We start from the raw sequence: 18,425 nt of genomic DNA, 5'->3' as shown, positions 1-18,425 counted from the left end.
CGCTGCGCTCACGAAAGCGCCTCCTCGGAGGCGCGGGCCGCCCAGGTCGCGAAGCGCTCGCCGGTCTCGCGCTCCGCCTGGAAGCGCTTGAGGACCCGCTCCACGTAGTCCGGGAGCTCGGCCGCCGTGACCTTGAGGCCGCGGACCTTGCGGCCGAAGCCGGCCTCCAGGCCGAGCGCTCCGCCCAGGTGCACCTGGTAGCCCTCGACGCGGTTGCCCTCGTCGTCCAGGACCAGCTGGCCCTTGAGACCGATGTCCGCGACCTGGATGCGGGCGCAGGCGTTCGGGCAGCCGTTGATGTTGATCGTCAGCGGCTCGTCGAACTCCGGGAGGCGACGCTCCAGTTCGTCGATGAGCGAGGAGCCGCGACCCTTCGTCTCGACGATCGCGAGCTTGCAGAACTCGATGCCGGTGCAGGCCATCGTGCCGCGCCGGAACGGGGTGGGGTTCACCCGCAGGTCGAGCGACTCCAGGGCGGCGACCGCCGAGTCGACCTGGTCCCGCTCGATGTCCAGCAGGAGCATCTTCTGGTCCGCGGTGGTCCGCACCCGGCCGGAGCCGTGCCGCTCGGCCAGGTCGGCGATCTTGGTCAGGGTGGCGCCGTCGACCCGGCCCACGCGCGGGGCGAAGCCGATGTAGAACCGGCCGTCCCGCTGCTCGTGCACGCCCATGTGGTCGCGCCACTGGCCCGGGGGCTGCTCGGGGGCGGGGCCGTCCGTCAGCCCGCGCTTCAGGTACTCGTCCTCCAGGACCTGGCGGAACTTCTCCGGGCCCCAGTCGGCGACGAGGAACTTCAGGCGGGCGCGGTTGCGCAGCCGGCGGTAGCCGTAGTCGCGGAAGATCGAGATGACGCCCTCGTAGACGTCGGGGACCTCGTCGAGGGAGACCCAGGTGCCCAGGCGGACGCCGAGCTTGGGGTTGGTGGACAGACCGCCGCCGACCCAGACGTCGAAGCCGGGGCCGTGCTCCGGGTGCTCCACGCCGACGAAGGCGATGTCGTTGATCTCGTGCGCCACGTCGAGGAGCGGCGAGCCGGAGACCGCGGACTTGAACTTCCGGGGCAGGTTGGAGAAGTCCTTGTTGCCGATGATCCGGCGCTGGATCTCGTCGATGGCGGGGGTGCCGTCGATGATCTCGTCGGCGGCGATGCCGGCCACGGGGGAGCCGAGGATGACACGCGGGGTGTCGCCGCAGGCCTCGGTGGTCGACAGGCCGACCGCCTCCAGGCGGTTCCAGATCTCGGGGACGTCCTCGATGCGGATCCAGTGGTACTGGACGTTCTGCCGGTCCGTGATGTCGGCGGTGCCGCGGGCGAACTCCTCGGAGATCTCGCCGATCACCCGGAGCTGCTCGGTGGTCAGCCGGCCGCCGTCGATGCGGACCCGGAGCATGAAGTACTCGTCGTCCAGATCCTCCGGCTCCAGCACGCCCGTCTTGGTGCCGTCCAGACCCTGCTTGCGCTGGGTGTAGAGGCCCCACCAGCGCATGCGTCCGCGCAGGTCGTTGGGGTCGATGGAGTCGAAGCCGCGCTTCGAGTAGACCGTCTCAATACGTGTCCGTACGTTGAGACCGTCGTCGTCCTTCTTGAACTGCTCATTGCCGTTCAGGGGGGTGAAGTGCCCCACGGCCCACTGACCCTCGCCACGGTGGCGCCCGGCCTTGCGGCGGGCGGCGGCGGGAGTGGGGTTTTCCGGGGTGGCGGCCATGGCGTCTTGTCCTTCGGGACTGCGAGAGGGCGGCTCTGACCTGCACACTCGCGCTCAGGTCAGAGGGTGGCGCGTCAGTGCGCAGCAGGGTGGGGCAGAGTCGGGCGGTAAGGAGATCGCGGCGGTGCTGGTTCTCTCAGCGCGCCGAACAAATGGCGCTGGACATGCGGCCGAGGTCGACGTGCCGCCGACTCACCAAGGCAATTCCAGTTCCAGACATGACGGAAGCGTGTCACGGGACTTTGGACCCAGTCCAGCATCGTCCAGTATTCGGACATAGTCGTCCCGTAGAGCGAGACGGTGTGCTCCAGGTCACGTCAAAGGGGCCCTGACCAGGGCCCCTTTGGCGGTGGGGTGTGCAGGCCGAGGCGTGCGGCCCGGGCGTACGGGCCGGTCGTACGGCTCAGGCGTACGCGCCAGTCGTACGGCTCAGGCGTACGCGCCCGGCCAGGGGCCGGGGGTCTCCGACTCCTCGACCTCCTCGACCTTGGTGTCGAAGAGACGGAAGCCGCGCCGCTCGTAGTTGGCCATGGCGTGCGGACCGTCGAGCGAGCAGGTGTGCAGCCACACCCGCTTCGTGGCCTCCCGCTCCGGCCAGCGCTCGGCCAGGTCCCAGGCGCGCGCCACCCCGTAGGAGAGGAGGTGGCCGCCGATCCGGCGGCCCCGGAAGGCCGGGATCAGGCCGAAGTAGACGATCTCCACCACACCGTCGTCCTGGGGGTCGAGCTCCACGTACCCGGCCGGCGTCCCCCTGTCGTACGCCACCCAGATCTCGGCGCCCGGCTTCTCCACTATCTCCTGCCACTGCTTGTACGTCAGCGACAGCCGGTCGGACCAGCGGATGTCGCCGCCGACCGCCGTGTAGAGGAAGCGGCTGAACTCCGCCGAGGGCACCTCGGCGCGCCGGATCACCACGTCGTCGCCCTCCGGCGGGGTGGCGGGGCGGAGGTCGGACGGGGAGGTCTGCTCGAGGGACCAGGTGGTGAGAGTGATGCTCATGGGGTCATCGCATCATGCGGAGCGCCGGATTCCCACCCGGTTCGGCACCGGCGGACAGGCTGTCCGGCATACGGACAGGCGCGGTGGCCCCGCGTCCCGCCGCCCGACCGCCGAGGCGCATGACCTCGCCATGACCTCAGAGGTAATCGACCCCCGCACCGCCCTCCCGGCAGGGTGAGCGCACCGGGACGGCACACGGCCGCACCCGGTGATCGACGACACGAGGAGTACGACATGGGTGCGGGTCGACTTGGTCTGGCGGGCATCGCCATGGCGACGGCGCTCGTCGCGGGAGCCGCGGTCACCGTGACGGCGGCCGAGGCGCTGCCGGGCGAAGCGGCCACGGCGGCGCGGGGCGACTGCCCGGCGGCGCGGGAGAAGGTCGAGCGGCTCGAGGGCCGCGTCACCCCCAACGCCTGCGCCTTCGTGGAGAGGCAGATCGCCTTCGGCGAGATGCCGACCGGCGCGCCGCCCGCGCTCGGCGACCTCACCCACCCCCGGGTCCGCGCCTACCTCGACATCTTCGACCCCGAGGCCACCCTCTGGGAGGCCGGGAGCGCCCCGCAGCGCGGCCGCACCACGATCGGCACCTCCATCACCGGCTCCCTGCGCCTCGCGCCCGGCCTCACCTACCGGGGCACGGACGTGGTCGCCGACGGCAGCACCGTGATGTTCGGGCAGTGGAACGAGGTCACCCTCAAGGGCCACGCCGTGGCCTATCCGCAGATCGCGCGGAACGTCCTCGGCGACGAGGGGCGCACCCTCCAGGCCCGCCGCTACTACGACCGGGCCGTCCTCTTCCAGGACACCCTGCCCGAGGCGGCGCCCGCCCCGCTCTTCGCGGGCATCACGGACGCGGGATCACCCCGGACCCGGAATGACGAGCGGTCCCGGGACGGCGAGCGGCCCCGGGACGCCGAGCGGGCCCAGCCCGGCTTCCGGGCCCGGGCCGGAGAGGTCCAGGAGCGTCTCGCCGCCTGGAACGCCGGGGACACCGACGCCCTCCTCGCCCGCACCCGGGGCGCGCGGCTCGGCGGACCGGGACTCGCCGCCCCGCTCGTCTCCGAGGCCGGCAAGCGCGCCTACCTGGAGCGCCTCTTCGCCACCGCCGAACTCCACCTCAAGGCGGGCCAGGTCGCCGTCGGCGAGACCACCACCTACGTGGAGTGGCACGGAACCGTCTCCGTGCGCGACGGCGCCGAGACCCGCACCGACATCCCCTTCGGGATCGTGGAGCGCTTCGGCCCCGGCGGCGAGTGGGAGCTGTACTTCGACACCCTGCCGCTGGTCGCGGACCGGGCCGAGATCGGCGCCCTCTTCCAGGAGCTCGCTTCCTAGGGGGTGTCTTCAAAGGGGTCAGATCCAGAGCAGGATTGAGGCGATGGTGACGGCAGCCCGGTAGGACTCGCGGGTTTTGTCGTAGCGGGTGGCCAAGCCGCGCCATTGCTTCAACCGGTTGAAGCAGCGTTCGACTACGTTGCGGAGGCGGTAGATCCGCCGGTCGAAAGCGGGTGGCCGGCCGCCGTGCGAGCCCCGGTTGAGGCGCCCGAGGGCCTGGTCGACGCGTTCGGGGATCGTGTGGGCGATGCCGCGTCGTCGCAGGTAGCGGCGGATCTTCCGGGAGCTGTAGCCCTTGTCGGCGATGACGTGGTCGGGCCGGGTGCGCGGACGGCCCGGCCCGCTGCGGGGAACGCGGATCGACTCCAGGACGGCTTCGAACCGGGTGCAGTCGTTCGCGTTGCCGCCCGAGAGGACGAAGCCGAGCGGGCGCCCTCGCCCGTCGCAGGCCAGGTGGAGCTTGGTGCTCAGTCCGCCACGGGATCGGCCGAGGGCGTGATCACCCGCTTCGTCCCCGTCTCGTGCCCCCTTTTGCCGCCGGTGGCGTGCTGGTGGGCCCGCACGATCGTGGAGTCGACCGAGACCAGCCAGTCGATGTCCCCGGCCGTGTCCTTCTCCGCCTGGACCTGCCGCAGTACCCGGGAGAACGTGCCGTCCAGGGCCCACCTGCGGAACCGGGTGTACAGGGTCTGCCAGGAGCCGTACCGCTCGGGCACGTCCCGCCAGGCCGAGCCGGTCCGTAGCTTCCACACGATCCCGTTCAGCACCAACCGGTCGTCCGCGCGGGGCCGGCCCGCGGTCCCCGAACTCGGCAGGAACCGTGACAGCACAGCCCACTCGGCATCCGAGAGCTCATGACGACGCACCATGGCCGACATGATCTCTCATCACTTGATCAGCTTTGAAGACACCCCCTAGGGGCTGCCTGACGATCCCCCGGTCAGGCGGGGCTCGCGGCGCGGACGGCGGGGGCGGTGGAGTGCGGCAGCAGGTCTTCCGGGTGCTCCGGGCGCAGGATCTCCACCGCGACCTCCTCCCGGAAGCGGTACGGGCGGTGCGCCAGGACCCCCGCCAGGTTCCGCCGCACCCGGGACATCTCCGCCCGTACGGTCACCGTCCGCGTACGGTCCCCGAACACGTCGCCCGCCAGCTCCGCCGCCGTCCGCCCGTCGCGGTGCAGCGCCAGTACATAGAGGAGCTCCGCGTGCCGGGGGCTGAGCTCCTGCTGCCAGCTGCCCGCCGCCCCGGACACGGCCACCGTCCAGCGGCGCGGCCGGCTCAGGTCCAGGACCACCCGGCTCGCCGCCCCCGCGCCCGGCTCCTCGGGCAGGGCCTCCTCCTCGACCCGCAGCAGCCAGCCGCCCGGCAGCGGCTCCACCGCGCACACGCCGAGCGAGGGCAGCCAGACCCGTCCGGCCCGGAACGACTTCGGCAGCGGGATCCGGTCCATCGGCGCGAGGCCGGTCACCGCGGCCGTCCAGCCGTGGTCGTCCACCGCGACCGCACGGCCGCCCACCCGGCACAGGATCGGCGCCGCCACCGCCCGCAGCCGCTCGATCGACCGGTGGTGCCGCTCCCGCATCTCGGCCTCGGCGAGCTGCGCCACCGAGCCGACCAGGGCCAGCATCGCGGGGTGGAAGCTGGAGGCGGGGCCGGAGACGTCCAGGATCCCCAGGAGCCGCTGGTCGCGCGGATCGTGCACGGGCGCGGCGGCGCAGGTCCAGTTGTGCAGCGACTGCACGTAGTGCTCGGCGGAGTGCACCTGCACCGCCCGGTCCAGGGCGAGCGCCGTGCCGACGGCGTTCGTCCCGGTGGCGTGCTCGGCCCAGGCCGCGCCCTCCTCCAGACAGATGCCGTGCGCCTGCCGCAGCACCGCGAGGTTCCCCTGGCGCCACAGCACCCGGCCGTGCTCGTCGGTGACCACCATGATCTGGAGGGAGGCGTCGGCGATGCCGGCGATGCCGCCGCTCAGCGTCTGCATCACCTCGGAGAGGAGCGTGCTCCTGCGCCGCTCCTCCAGCTCGTCCCGCTGGAGCAGCACGGTGCTGGTGCTCTGGTCCGGGTCGAGGCCGAGCCGGGCCATCCGCTGCCAGGACGCGTCGATCACCGGCCGGGGCGCGATCGGCGGCCGCCGGCCGGCCAGGGTCTCCTCGCGCACCCGATGCAGCAGTCGGCTGGCCTGGGCGGCGTCCATGGCGGCGAGCCGCTTCATGTCGAGCTGCGTGTTCTTCATCGGTCTCTCCCAGCCACCCGGGGTGCTGTATCGGTTCTGCACAGGGCAGATGTCCGGAGTGTCGGTGCCCATCGTGCCGTCCGGGAGCGCACGGCGAGGCCCGGTTCGGGTAATCCTGCAACCCTTTGCAACTCTGGCGACCGACCGGCCCTGTGGGCGAGGGTGATGACAGCGGCGGGTGGTGCCGTGTCGGCGCAGCACCACCCCCGCTTTTCCGCGCGTGCCGACCTGACCGACACGACACCCCGTCAGGTCCACCCCTGGCACGCGCGGCACAGCGTTCCCGTACGTCTCCTCAGACCTCGGCCCGCGCCCGCTCCACCACCGCCCGCAGGTCCAGCGTGTGCGGGAGCGTCCCGAAGGCCGCGCCGCCGTCCCCGCCCAGCCGCGCCGCGCAGAACGCGTCCGCCACCTCCGGCGGAGCCCACCGCACCAGCAGCGCGCCCTGGAGCACCAGCGCCAGCCGCTCCGTGAGCCGCCGCGCCCGCGCCTCGATCCCCTCCAGGTCCGCCAGTTCGACGAGGAGCCCCCGGATGGCCCGGTCGAGCCGGTGGTCGGCGCCCCGCGCCGCCCCCACCTCCCGCAGCAGCGCGTCGAGGGCGGCGGGCTCGGTCCGCAGCGCCCGCACCACGTCGAGCGCCTGCACGTTCCCCGAGCCCTCCCAGACCGAGTTGAGCGGCGACTCCCGCAACAGCCGGGGCATCCCCGACTCCTCCACGTACCCGTTGCCGCCCAGGCACTCCAGCGCCTCCGCCACCACCGGCGTACACCGCTTCGTCACCCAGTACTTCGCCGCCGGCACGGCGATACGGAGGAAGGCCCGCTCCTGCTCGGAGTCGCTCCTGCCGTCGGTGTCGGCGGCGTGGTCGCTGCCGCGGTCGGTGGCGTCGTAGGCCGCTGCCAGCCGCATACCGAGCACCGTCGCCGCCTCCGACTCGACGGCCAGATCGGCGAGTACGTTCCGCATCAGGGGCTTCTCGACGAGCAGCCCGCCGAAGGCCGAGCGGTACGAGGCGTGGTGCACGGCCTGCGCCACCGCCTGCCGCATCAGCGCCGCCGAGCCGAGGACGCAGTCGAGCCGGGTCGCCGCGACCATGCCCATGATCGTCCGGATCCCGCGCCCCTCCTCGCCGACGCGGCGCGCCCAGGTCGTGCCGTCGAACTCCACCTCGGCGGAGGCGTTCGACCGGTTGCCCAGCTTGTCCTTGAGCCGCTGGATCGCGAAGGCGTTGCGCGAGCCGTCCGCGAGCACCCGCGGCACCAGGAAGCAGGTCAGTCCCGCCGGCGCCTGCGCGAGGACCAGGAAGGCGTCCGACATCGGCGCAGAGCAGAACCACTTGTGCCCCGTCAGGACGTACTCGCCGTCGGCCGCGAGGGGACGGGCCTCCGTCGTGTTCGCCCGGACGTCGCTGCCGCCCTGCTTCTCCGTCATCGCCATGCCGAGCAGCGCCCCCGGCTTCTCCCCGACCGGACGGAGCTCCCGCTCGTACACGTGCGAGAGCGCCGCCGGTTCCCAGACCGCCGCGAGCTCCGGCTCGGCGCGCAGCGCGGGCACCGCGGCGTGCGTCATCGACACCGGGCAGCCGTGCCCCGCCTCCGCCTGCGACGCCACCAGGAACCCGGCGGCCCGCCGCACATGACCACCCGGGCGGCCCCACGCGTGCGTGAGCCCCGCCGACACGGACTTCCCGAGGAGCCGGTGCCAGGCCGGATGGAACAGGACCTCGTCGATCCGGCGGCCGTACCGGTCGTGGGTCCGCAGCCGGGGCGGATGCTCGTTCGCCTGCTCACCCCACTCCCGCACCTGTGCCGAACCGGTCGCCCGGCCCAGCAGGCTCAGATCGTCGCGCGCCTCCGCCAGGAGGTCCGGGGCGAGGTGTCGCTCGACCGCCTCCGCCAGCGCCCGGTCGCTCGTGAAGACGTCGTATCCGAGCAGGGGCGGAGCCTGGTTGGTCACGGTGTGGGTGCTCGCTGCCATGCCGATACGGTAAGCAGGTGCAGGCAGCAAGAGAAACACCCGATCGGCCCGAGCGTCGGCCCTGGAGCAGGCTCCACCGCGCGCGTGTCCTCTACCGCAACGTCTCGAAGCGGAAGATGGCCTGGCTGCTCCTCAAGGACACCGTCAACTCGTGCATCGAGTACCGGATCCTCGGCCTCGCCGCCGAGGCCGCGTTCTTCACCCTGCTGTCGCTGCCGCCCCTGCTCCTCGGCCTGATCGCCGTCCTCGGCTACGCCGACGACTGGACCAACACCGACACCGTCGCCAGCATCAGGGAGAACATCCTCCACGCGGCCGGCACGGTCCTCTCCGACCGGGGCGTCCACGAGATCGCCGAACCCCTCCTCGACGACATCACCCAGGGCAAACGGCCCGACCTGATCTCCCTCGGCTTCGCCATCGCCCTCTGGTCCGGCTCGCGCGCGGTGAACGTCTTCATCGACACCATCACCGTCATGTACGGCCTCGACGGGCACCGGGGCATCGTCAAGACCCGGCTCCTCGCCCTGCTCCTCTACATCGTGGCGCTGCTCATCGGAGCCGTCGTGCTGCCGCTGGCCGTCGTCGGCCCCGACCGGGTCGTCGAGCTCGTCCCCTGGGGCACCGAGGTCGTCGCCGTCCTCTACTGGCCGGCCGTCATCCTGCTCTCCATCGCCTTCCTCACCACGCTCTACCACGTCTCCGTGCCCGTCAGATCGCCGTGGATCGAGGACATCCCCGGCGCCCTCGTCGCCCTCGGGATGTGGGTCCTCGGCAGCTTCCTGCTGCGCATCTACCTGACCAGCCAGGTCGAGGGCCCGACGATCTACGGCTCCCTCGCCGCGCCCATCGCCGTCCTCCTCTGGATCGGCATCTCGGCCTTCGCGGTCCTCGTCGGCGCCGCCGTGAACGCCGCCATCGACCGCGTCTGGCCCTCCGTCGCCACCGCCGCCGCCCGCGAGGCCAACGAACGGGCGCGCGCCGTCCAGGCCGCCGAACTCGTCGCCCGCGTGCGCGCCGAGGCGGAGGACGTCGACGAGGACGACCCGGACATGCCGTCCGAGTTCCCCGAGCGCTGGTCCAAGTTCCTCCCCCCGGACGACGTGAAGTCCCGCCTCCACTCCGGCTGGGAGAAGGACTGACCCGTGCTCACGACGGTGCTCGTGAACCCGCTCGCCGTGGCCTGAAAAAACCCGTGGCGCGCGTTGGGCCGTTCCGGCTACGGTGCTCCGTAAGCAAGATCGCGGCACGACGCGATCGCGAGAAGACGAGATCGCGGATGACGCGATCGGGAAAGACACAGGAGGTGTGACAGATGGCTGTCGTCACGAAGGGCCTCGCCCACACGCGGATGTTCATCCACTCCACCTCCGCGGCCACCGGCTGACCTCACTGTTCCGTCTTTCCGTGCCGGGGCCGCCCCTGTGAAGGGTCCCCCTTGTCTTTCCCGCTTTCCTCCGTCTCCTCTTCCTCTCTCCTCGACGCCCACGGCTGGGACTCCGGCTGGGCCGCCGACTTCGCGCCCTACGCCGCCCAGGGACTCGTCCCTGGGCGGGTCGTCCGCGTCGACCGCGGCCAGTGCGACGTCGCCACCGCCGAGGGGGTCGTCCGCGCCGACACGGCGTTCGTGACCCCGCACGACCCGCTGCGGGTCGTCTGCACCGGCGACTGGGCCGCCGTCGACCCGGAGGGCGTCCACGACCCCCGGTACGTGCGCGCGTGCCTGCCGCGCCGTACGGCCTTCGCGCGCTCCACCTCCTCCAAGCGGTCCGAGGGCCAGATCCTCGCCGCCAACGTCGACCACGCCGTCATCACGGTCTCGCTCGCCGTCGAGCTCGACCTCGGCCGGATCGAACGCTTCCTGGCCCTGGCCTGGGAGTCCGGCGCCCAGCCGACCGTCGTCCTCAGCAAGGCCGACCTCGTGCCCGACCCGGTCGGGCTCTCCTACCTCGTCGAGGACGTGGAGACGGTCGCGCCCGGCGTCCAGGTGCTGCCGCTCAGCTCCACCACCGGGGAAGGGCTCGACGTGCTCGCCGCGACGGTGGCGGGCGGCACGACCGTGCTGCTCGGCGTCTCCGGCGCCGGCAAGTCGACCCTCGCCAACGCCCTGGTCGGCGAGGACGTGATGGACGTCCAGGCCGCCCGTGACATCGACGGCAAGGGCCGCCACACCACGACCACCCGCAACCTCTTCGTCCTGCCCGGCGGGGGAGTCCTCATCGACACCCCCGGACTGCGCGGCGTCGGACTCTGGGACGCCGAGGCCGGGGTCGGCCAGGTCTTCTCCGAGATCGAGGAGCTGTCCGGGAACTGCCGCTTCCACGACTGCGCCCACGAGTCCGAGCCGGGCTGCGCGGTGACGGCGGCGATCGAGGACGGCTCGCTGCCCGTGCGCCGCCTGGAGAGCTACCGCAAGCTGATCCGCGAGAACCGGCGGATCGTGGCCAAGACCGACGCCCGGGTGCGCTCCGAGATGCTCAAGGAGTGGAAGCGCATGGGCGCCGGTGGCCGCGCGGCCATGGAGTTCAAGCGCCAGGGCCGGGTGCGCTAGCGCCGTGTCGGCAAGGCGCCCGTCCCCGCCCGCAGCGCGGTGTCCGAAAACCGCGAGCCGGGCGGGAACGGCTCCCGCACACTGGGAGCCATGAGGGACGACGACACCCGCTACGAGGCGGTCAGCAGCAGGGACGCGCGGTTCGACGGAGAGTTCTTCTTCGCCGTCCGGACCACCGGCATCTACTGCCGTCCCAGCTGCCCCGCCGTCACCCCCAAGCGGCAGAACGTCTCCTTCTACCCCACGGCCGCCGCCGCCCAGGGCCACGGCTTCCGTGCCTGCCGCCGCTGCCGGCCGGACGCCGTGCCCGGCTCCGCCGAGTGGAACGTCCGGGCCGACGTCGTGGGGCGCGCCATGCGGATGATCGGCGACGGCGTCGTCGACCGCGAGGGCGTGCCCGGCCTCGCCGGCCGGCTCGGCTACAGCCCCCGGCAGGTGCAGCGCCAGCTCACCGCCGAGCTGGGCGCCGGTCCGGTCGCACTGGCCCGCGCCCAGCGGGCGCACACCGCGCGGCTGCTGCTCCAGACCACGGGACTGCCCGTCACCGAGATCGCCTTCGCGGCCGGATTCGCCAGCGTCCGCCAGTTCAACGAGACGATCCGCGCCGTCTACGCCCGCACCCCCACCGCCCTGCGCGCCGAGGCGGGCAGCGGCGCGGGAGCCCGTACCGCGCTCGCCGCCGGGGTGCCGCTGCGGCTCGCCCACCGGGGGCCGTACGCGGCCGGCGAGGTCTTCGACCTGCTCGCCGCCGAGGCCGTGCCCCGGGTGGAGGAGGTCGTCGGCGCTCCCGGCGCCCGCACCTACCGGCGCACGCTCCGCCTCCCGTACGGCACCGGCGTCGTCTCCGTCGACGAGCGCTCCGGCGGGCGCTGGCTGGAGGCCCGGATCCACCTGACCGAGCTGCGCGACCTGACCACTGCCGTGCACCGGCTGCGCCGGCTCTTCGACCTGGACGCCGACCCGTACGCGGTCGCCGAGCGCCTCGGGGCGGCCCCCGCGCTCGCCGCCGAGGTGGCGGCCCGGCCGGGCGTGCGCTCCCCGGGCACGGCCGAGCCCGAGGAGTTCGCGCTGCGGACGGTCCTCGGCGCCGAGGAGTCGGCCCGCCTCGTCGCACTCCACGGCACCCCGCTGGCCACCGCCTGCGGAGCCCTCACCCATGTCTTCCCGGAGCCCGCCGCCCTGACGGAGCACCCCGTCGCGGGGCCGCTGGCCCGTGCCCTCGCCGACGGAGCCGTACGCCTCGACCCCGGCGCCGACCGCGACGAGGCCGAGCGCGCCCTGCTCACCGTCCCCGGCGTGACCGCCGAGGCCGCCGCGCTGATCCGGATGCGGGCCCTCGGCGACCCCGACGTGCCCCCGAGGGGCGCCCCGGAGGCGGAGGAGTGGCGTCCCTGGCGCTCCTACGCGGCGCGCTACCTGGGCGCGAGCACCCCCTAACCCGCCCTCAGCCCCATAACCCGCCCTCAGCCCCAGATCACCGCGGCCGCCCAGGCGCCCACGACCAGCAGGCAGGCGAAGAGCTCGACGAGCACGCTCGTGCCGGCCGCCCGCATCACCGTCCGGGTCGCCGCCCTGGCCTGGCCGTGGCCGCCGAGGCGGAGCCGCTCCGAGAGGTAGATCCCGCCGACGAAGCCGGGGATCGCGCCGACCACCGGGATCAGGACGAAGCCCAGGGCGGCGCCCACCCCCGCGTACGTCACCATGCGCCGGGTGATGCCGACGCCCCTGAGACGGCGCGGCGGCAGCTGCCAGACGATCACCTGGGTGAGGAGCAGCAGGCCGGTCGAGGAGGCCAGCAGGATCCAGGCCAGGTCCGTGCGCTCGTGCAGCGCCCACCAGAGCATCGCCGCCCACACCAGCCACGTCCCCGGCACGCCGGGCGCGAGCACCCCGAACAGGCCGAGCAGCATCACCGTCCCGATCATCAGGAGCTGCCACACACCCACGTTGCCAGCGTGCACGACGACCGGGATCTCCGCAGGTCGCGCGGGGCGGACGGGGTAAGCGGCGGGAGGGGCGGGCCGCCGGGGTCAGGCCGCCGGGGGCAGGGCGGCGGCCACGAGGTTCCGCTCCTTGCGGCTGATCAGCGGGAAGATGATCTTCAGGGCGGTCTCGCCGTACGGCGAGGAGAGGACGAAGGAGGAGTTCAGGATCCGTTCCTTGATCGCCGAGCGGACCAGGCCGTCGCGCGGGATCGTCATGGTGTGCTCGACCGGCTTGGCGAACACCGGATCCGCCCGGAAGACGAAGAGCCGGCGGTCGGTCATCGCCAGGTACATCGGGACCGGCGTCGGTATGACCGCCATCGCGCCGCCGCTGAGGACGGCCGAGGCCACGCCGAACGCGGCGGTCCGGCGTACGGAGACCGTGCTCAGGTTGACGACGCACGTCACCTCGACCCGCTCCCCGGGCTCCAGCATCGGGGTCACGGCGGTCAGCAGGGCGCGACGGCGTCGTCCGTTCATGGGGGCGGAGCTCCTGGAGGGTGAAGGGGCAAGCGGAATCGGCCGCTCACCTTTCCATACGCCCCCGCGTCAGCCGCGGGCGACCCAGCCCTTCTCGTAGGCGTGCCAGCCCAGCTGCAGCCGGGTCGTCACCCCCGTCAGCTCCATCAGCCCCTTCACCCGCCGCTGCACGGTCCGCAGCCCCAGATCCAGCTGCTTGGCCACGCTCGCGTCCGTCATCCCGGCGAGCAGCAGCGACAGGATCTCCAGGTCCATCGCGTCCGGGCCCGGCGCCTCGTCCTCCGTGATCTGCGCGCCCGCCCCGAGCCGCAGCGGCAGCGCCTCCCGCCACACCGACTCGAAGAGGCCCATCAGCGATTCGAGGAGCCCGCTCGCGTGCACGACGATCGCCGCCGGCTCGGCGCCCCGGCCGGTCAGCGGGACCATGGCCAGGGACCGGTCGGCGACGACCAGCTTCGTGGGGACCCGGTCGGCGACCCGGATCCGCTCCTCGCGGCCGAGCGCCGCGGAGAGTTCGAGCAGCCCCGACGGGAGCGTGAGCACCTCGCGCTCGATCACCACCCGGTAGCGGACCCCGCGCCCGGCAGCCTGCTCCTCGGCGTGGTTCTCCAGACCGGAGACCGCGATCGGCTTGCCCGTCACCAGGGCGCAGACCTCCTCCTGGGCGCCCAGCTGGAGCTGGAGGAAGCGATGGGTCACCGCGCTCGCGCCGACCACGACCTCCACCAGGTCGTGCACGGCCGCCTCCGCGGCCTCCGCCCGGTACTCCTCGGCGAGCAGCTTGGCCGCCAGTTCGGCCTGCTCCAGCTCGTGCCGCTGCTGGGTGAGCAGCGCGCCGAGCGCGACCCCGGGCGGCGCCGCGACCCACCGGCCGGTGCGGGCCGAGGACTGGGCCGCGAGCCCCTGCGACTCCAGACGGCGCAGCGCCCGCTCGGTGTCCTGCTCGGGCAGCGCGAGCCGGTGCGCGAGATCGGTGACCTCGGCCGCGCCCAGCGCGACCAGGGCGCGGTACGCGGACTCCTGACGTTCGTCGAGCCCTATCGCTCCCAGCATGGATGCCCCACCCCTCGCCGCACCTCCGGCGGGCGGTCCCGGATCTTCCAGGGACATGCACCGGAGGCATTCGTTCCGTTGGTGACCTGGCGGGAAACGGCCACGGCGTATTCCCGCCTCTCCCATCATCCCTGTACCGCCCTCACCTCTGCCAATGTGGCGCCACCGCAGCACCAACAGCCTCCGGCAGAGGGCACTTTATGCCCTTTTTCCGGATTCAGATGGGGAGAGCGATGCGCCCGATTTCGCGTACGGCCCTGGGGGCGGCGACCGCCGTCGCCCTGGCCGTCACCGCGGTCGCGCCGTCCATGGCCGATGAGCCGCAGGACGACACGGCCGGCAAGCGACCGCTGGTCGGCAGCGAGGCCTCGGCCCGCGCCGACGACGGAACCAGGACCGCCACGGTGACCCTGGTCACCGGCGACCGCGTCCTGGTCACCCGGGACGCCGAAGGGAACCCGGCGGCCACGGCCCTGCCCCGCGAGGACGGGACGGTCCCGCTGGTCCAGACCCGCCGCTCCGGACAGGACCTGTACGTCTACCCCGAGGACGCCACCGCCGCGCTCGCCGCCGGACGCGTCGACGAGGAACTCTTCAACGTCACCGGCCTGATCCGCCAGGGCTACGACGACGCCGCCACCACCACGCTGCCCCTCATCGCCGTCTACGGCTCCGACCTCGCCCGCTCCGTCCCCGCCGCCCCCCGCGGCGCCCGGCGCGGCCAGGTCCTCAAGGCCGTCGACGGCGTCGCGCTCAAGGCGGAGAAGAAGCAGGCCGCCACCTTCTGGGCCGACATCGCCGCCCCGGCCGCCCGCTCCGCCTCCGGCCTGAAGAAGCTCTGGCTCGACCGCAAGGTCGAGGCCACCCTGGAGCAGTCGACCCGGCAGATCCACGCCCCCGAGGCCTGGGCCGCCGGCTACGACGGCAAGGGCACCAAGGTCGCCGTCCTCGACACCGGCGCCGACGCCGAGCACCCCGACCTCAAGGGCCGCATCGTCGCCTCGGAGAACTTCACCGACTCCGACACCACCGACGACCACCAGGGCCACGGCACCCACACCATCTCCACCGTCGGCGGCTCCGGCGCCGCGAGCGGCGGAAAGAAGAAGGGCGTCGCCCCCGGCGCGGACCTCCTCAACGGCAAGGTCCTCAACGACTCCGGCTCCGGCGCCGCCTCCTGGATCATCGCGGGCATGGAATGGGCCGTCGCGCAGGGCGCCGACGTCGTCTCCATGAGCCTCGGCAGCCCCGTACCCACCGACTGCACCGACCCGATGAGCGTCGCGGCCGAGGAACTCGCCCGGAACGAGGGCACGCTGTTCGTCATCGCCGCCGGCAACTCGGGCCCCGCGCTCGACACCGTCTCCTCGCCCGGCTGCGCGCCCGGCGTGCTCACCGTCGGCGCCACCGACCGCGACGACTCCACCGCGTGGTTCTCCAGCCGCGGCCCGACGATCGTGAACCACACCCTCAAGCCCGAGATCGCCGCGCCCGGCGTCGGCATCTCCGCCGCGGCGGCCGGCGGCCGGGGCGTCTACGCCTACCAGTCCATGTCCGGTACGTCGATGGCCACCCCGCACGTCGCGGGCGCCGCCGCCATCGTCAAGCAGCGCCATCCCGACTGGACCGCCCAGCAGGTCAAGTCCGCGCTCGTCGCCTCCGCCGACAGCGCGGTCCCCGGCGACGTCCGCGAGGTCGGCGGCGGCCGCCTCGACGTCAAGGCCGCGATCGACCAGACGGTCCTCGGCGCCCCCGCCGTCCAGGGCGGCACCTTCGCCTGGCCGCAGGGCAAGAGCGACCGCACCACGGTCTCCGTGCCGTACACCAACACCTCCGACGCACCGGTCACCCTGAACCTCGCCGTCGAGAAGGTCACCGGCAACGACGGCTCCGCCGTCCGGTCGACCGTCGCCCGCCTCGGCAAGCGCACCGTCACCGTCCCGGCCGGCGCCACCGTCGAGGTCCCGCTCGACCTCGACCCCGACGCCCGCCTGGAGCGCGCCCAGTACGGCGACGTCACCGGCCGCGTCGTCGCCACCGGTGAGGGCGGCGTCCACGTCTCCACCCCGTTCTCGCTGTACGTGGAGCCCGAGACCGTCACCCTGCGCGTCAAGCTGATCGACCGTCAGGGGGCGCCCGCCTCCGGCGCCTCCTCCCTCGATGTCATCGGCACCGACGACGCCACCGGCGAGCGCCGCTTCAACGACGGGGCCGCCGACCAGGTCTACCGCCTGCGCCCCGGCAGCTACTTCCTCTCCTCCTTCGTCACCACGCCCGACGCGGGCGAGGGCGCCACGCTGAACGACTCGCTCAGCTACCTCGGCCGCCCGCAGGTGGAGCTGAAGAAGGACACCACGGTCGTCCTCGACGCCCGCAAGGCCCACAAGCTGTCGGTGAGCACCGACCGGGCCTCCGAACTCCGCGGCGCCACCCTCGCGTTCGCCCGCTCCTGGGACGACTTCTGGCTGCACGCCGGAACCGCCGCGGGACCGCGCACCATCCGCGGCTACTACGCCTCGGTCGAAGGCGCGGCCGACGAGGGCGACTTCGAGTTCGGCAGCTACTGGCGGGCCGCCGCCCCGCAGGTCACCTCGCTGCGCACGAACGACGGCCTGACCCTCCACCCCCTCACCGCCTCCACCGGCTCCGACAACCTCGACGGCACCGGCTCCGCCCGCCTCGTCGACGCCGGAACGGGCACGCCGGACGAGCTCAAGGCCGCCGGGGTCCAGGGCCGCATCGCCCTCGTCCGACTCCCGGACGACTCCACCAACGCGAGCACCCTCGCCCGCAACGCCAAGGCCGCCGGCGCCGTCGCCGTCGTCACGTACCACCAGGCCCCCGGCCGCTGGTACCCGGCCGGAGGCTTCACCGGCCTCGGCCTCCCCGTCCTCTCCGTCCCCTCCACGGAGGCCACCGCGCTCCTCGGCAAGCTGGCGGCCGGCGAGGTCGCCCTCGACTGGCGGGCCACCGCGAAGAGCCCCTACCTCTACAACCTCGCCTTCCCCGAGACCGGCGCGATCCGCGACGACAAGGACTACCGGGTCCGCGACTCCCGGCTGGGCCGCACCGAATCGACCTACGGCTCGGCCGGCGTCACCACGGACTTCACGGACTTCCCGGCCGCCTACCGCCCGAACGGCGTCGGCGTCTCCTTCGGCTCGCTCGAGACCGTCCCGGCGCCCGGCACCCGCACCGAGTACTACTCCGCCGGTGACACCGCCTGGCAGCAGATGGTCAACAGCAGCTTCCCGTTCGGGGAGCTCATGATCGGCGCCCGGCACGCGTACACGCCCGGCGAGAAGCGCACCGAGAAGTGGTACGACGGCGTCATCGCCCCCACGGCGCCGCGCGACACCACCGGGAAGCCGGTCCTCGTCTCCGAGCGGCAGGGCAACCTCATCGGCTTCGCCGACGCCATGTGGGGCGACCGCACCCACCACGCCGAGCCCGGCTCCTTCGGCGACATCGGCAACCTGCGCCTGAGCCGCGACGGCGAGCTCCTCGGCGAGAGCAGCTGGCCGTCCGGCGTCTTCGAGGTGCCCGCCGAAGCCGGTACGTACACGCTCGAACAGAACACCATGAAGATCGGCAGCAAGGTGTGGGCCCGCTCCACGTCCGTCAACTCGGTGTGGAAATTCACCTCCAAGCTCGATGAGAGCGTCTATTCTCAGGGCATCCCGATTCTCTTCCCCCGGTACGACCTTCCGGAGGACGGACTCAAGACCCTCACCGCGACCGACGGCCAGCACATCGGCCTCACCGCGACCGGTCACGCGGGCTACACCCCCGCGGCGCTCACCTCGGTGAAGCTCTCGTACTCCTACGACGGCGGTACGACCTGGACCGAAGCGCGGGTCTCTCAGCAGGGCGGCGGCTGGACCGCGACCGTGAACCACGCGGGCGCGACCGGCAAGCAGGTCACCCTGAAGGCCGAACTGACGGACGCCGACGGCAACTCCGTCACCCAGACCGTGGTCCGCGCTTACGACGTGCGCTGATCACGCCGGTCCGCCGGGCGTCCTTCCCGTGGGGGGTGGGGTCGCCCGGCGGACCACCCATTTGCAGCAACGGTTTTCCTGATGTCCCGTTTTCGGGCGCC

The 18,425-nt window shown here is 72.9% G+C and carries 14 protein-coding genes; 5 read left to right on the top strand and 9 right to left on the bottom strand.

The window, feature by feature from the left end; translation table 11 throughout:
- Window positions 1-8: 8 nt before the first annotated feature.
- The 3 genes from BLW86_RS08595 to BLW86_RS08590 all read right to left on the bottom strand — a co-directional run bounded on the left by BLW86_RS08595 (window position 9) and on the right by BLW86_RS08590 (window position 2,705).
- Window positions 9-1,706, bottom strand: coding sequence for a nitrite/sulfite reductase (locus tag BLW86_RS08595; protein ID WP_093873469.1), 1,698 nt, complete (start codon window positions 1,704-1,706; stop codon window positions 9-11).
- A 136-nt stretch (window positions 1,707-1,842) separates the two neighbouring features.
- Window positions 1,843-1,926 carry a putative leader peptide gene (locus BLW86_RS44025; RefSeq protein ID WP_351188065.1) on the bottom strand — a complete coding sequence of 28 codons (84 nt, stop codon included), beginning with the start codon at window positions 1,924-1,926 and terminating at the stop codon, window positions 1,843-1,845.
- Window positions 1,927-2,135: 209 nt separating this feature from the next.
- A complete protein-coding gene (locus BLW86_RS08590; protein ID WP_093873468.1) occupies window positions 2,136-2,705 on the bottom strand; it encodes a GNAT family N-acetyltransferase in 570 nt (189 codons plus the stop codon).
- A gap of 234 nt (window positions 2,706-2,939) precedes the next feature.
- Between BLW86_RS08590 and BLW86_RS08585 the strand changes: the two genes are divergently transcribed.
- The gene (locus BLW86_RS08585; protein WP_143060238.1) at window positions 2,940-4,043 is read left to right on the top strand and encodes a hypothetical protein; all 1,104 of its coding nucleotides are present in this window, start codon (window positions 2,940-2,942) and stop codon (window positions 4,041-4,043) included.
- An 18-nt stretch (window positions 4,044-4,061) separates the two neighbouring features.
- Here BLW86_RS08585 and BLW86_RS08580 read toward each other — a convergent pair.
- From BLW86_RS08580 to BLW86_RS08570, 3 genes are all read right to left on the bottom strand, one after another.
- Window positions 4,062-4,912 (bottom strand): IS5 family transposase gene (locus BLW86_RS08580; RefSeq protein WP_371129462.1). Its coding sequence is split into 2 segments (ribosomal slippage): window positions 4,062-4,561 and window positions 4,561-4,912, totalling 852 coding nucleotides; the frame shifts between segments, so codons are not numbered across the junction.
- Between the two features lie 71 nt (window positions 4,913-4,983).
- A complete protein-coding gene (locus tag BLW86_RS08575) occupies window positions 4,984-6,276 on the bottom strand; it encodes a GAF domain-containing protein (RefSeq protein ID WP_093873466.1) in 1,293 nt (430 codons plus the stop codon).
- Between the two features lie 295 nt (window positions 6,277-6,571).
- A complete protein-coding gene (locus tag BLW86_RS08570) occupies window positions 6,572-8,254 on the bottom strand; it encodes an acyl-CoA dehydrogenase family protein (protein ID WP_093873465.1) in 1,683 nt (560 codons plus the stop codon).
- 17 nt (window positions 8,255-8,271) lie between these two features.
- Between BLW86_RS08570 and BLW86_RS08565 the strand changes: the two genes are divergently transcribed.
- From BLW86_RS08565 to BLW86_RS08555, 3 genes are all read left to right on the top strand, one after another.
- A complete protein-coding gene (locus BLW86_RS08565) occupies window positions 8,272-9,396 on the top strand; it encodes a YihY/virulence factor BrkB family protein (RefSeq protein WP_093873464.1) in 1,125 nt (374 codons plus the stop codon).
- A gap of 296 nt (window positions 9,397-9,692) precedes the next feature.
- Complete coding sequence (gene rsgA / locus BLW86_RS08560; protein ID WP_093873463.1) at window positions 9,693-10,805, top strand: ribosome small subunit-dependent GTPase A; 1,113 nt, start codon at window positions 9,693-9,695, stop codon at window positions 10,803-10,805.
- Window positions 10,806-10,895: 90 nt separating this feature from the next.
- Window positions 10,896-12,242: a bifunctional transcriptional activator/DNA repair enzyme AdaA gene (locus tag BLW86_RS08555; RefSeq protein WP_093873462.1), complete on the top strand. Its 1,347-nt coding sequence runs from the start codon at window positions 10,896-10,898 to the stop codon at window positions 12,240-12,242.
- Window positions 12,243-12,268: 26 nt separating this feature from the next.
- Here BLW86_RS08555 and BLW86_RS08550 read toward each other — a convergent pair whose 3' ends face one another.
- From BLW86_RS08550 to BLW86_RS08540, 3 genes are all read right to left on the bottom strand, one after another.
- Window positions 12,269-12,751, bottom strand: coding sequence for a DUF456 domain-containing protein (locus tag BLW86_RS08550; protein WP_093873461.1), 483 nt, complete (start codon window positions 12,749-12,751; stop codon window positions 12,269-12,271).
- Between the two features lie 84 nt (window positions 12,752-12,835).
- On the bottom strand, window positions 12,836-13,270 hold the full coding sequence (locus tag BLW86_RS08545) for a hypothetical protein (RefSeq protein WP_093873460.1): 435 nt from the start codon (window positions 13,268-13,270) through the stop codon (window positions 12,836-12,838).
- 69 nt (window positions 13,271-13,339) lie between these two features.
- Window positions 13,340-14,323 (bottom strand): helix-turn-helix transcriptional regulator, encoded by a 984-nt coding sequence (locus BLW86_RS08540; RefSeq protein WP_093873459.1) that lies wholly within the window; start codon window positions 14,321-14,323, stop codon window positions 13,340-13,342.
- Window positions 14,324-14,556: 233 nt separating this feature from the next.
- Here BLW86_RS08540 and BLW86_RS08535 point away from each other — a divergent pair, with 233 nt between their 5' ends.
- Window positions 14,557-18,324, top strand: a complete 3,768-nt coding sequence (locus BLW86_RS08535) for a S8 family peptidase (RefSeq protein WP_093873458.1) — start codon at window positions 14,557-14,559, stop codon at window positions 18,322-18,324.
- Window positions 18,325-18,425: the final 101 nt, after the last annotated feature.

This window comes from Streptomyces sp. TLI_105 (assembly GCF_900105415.1).
In the GTDB taxonomy this organism is placed as follows: Bacteria; Actinomycetota; Actinomycetes; order Streptomycetales; family Streptomycetaceae; genus Streptomyces.
The sequence above is the reverse complement of the archived record's forward strand: the minus strand, read 5'-3'. Positions and strand labels throughout refer to the sequence as shown.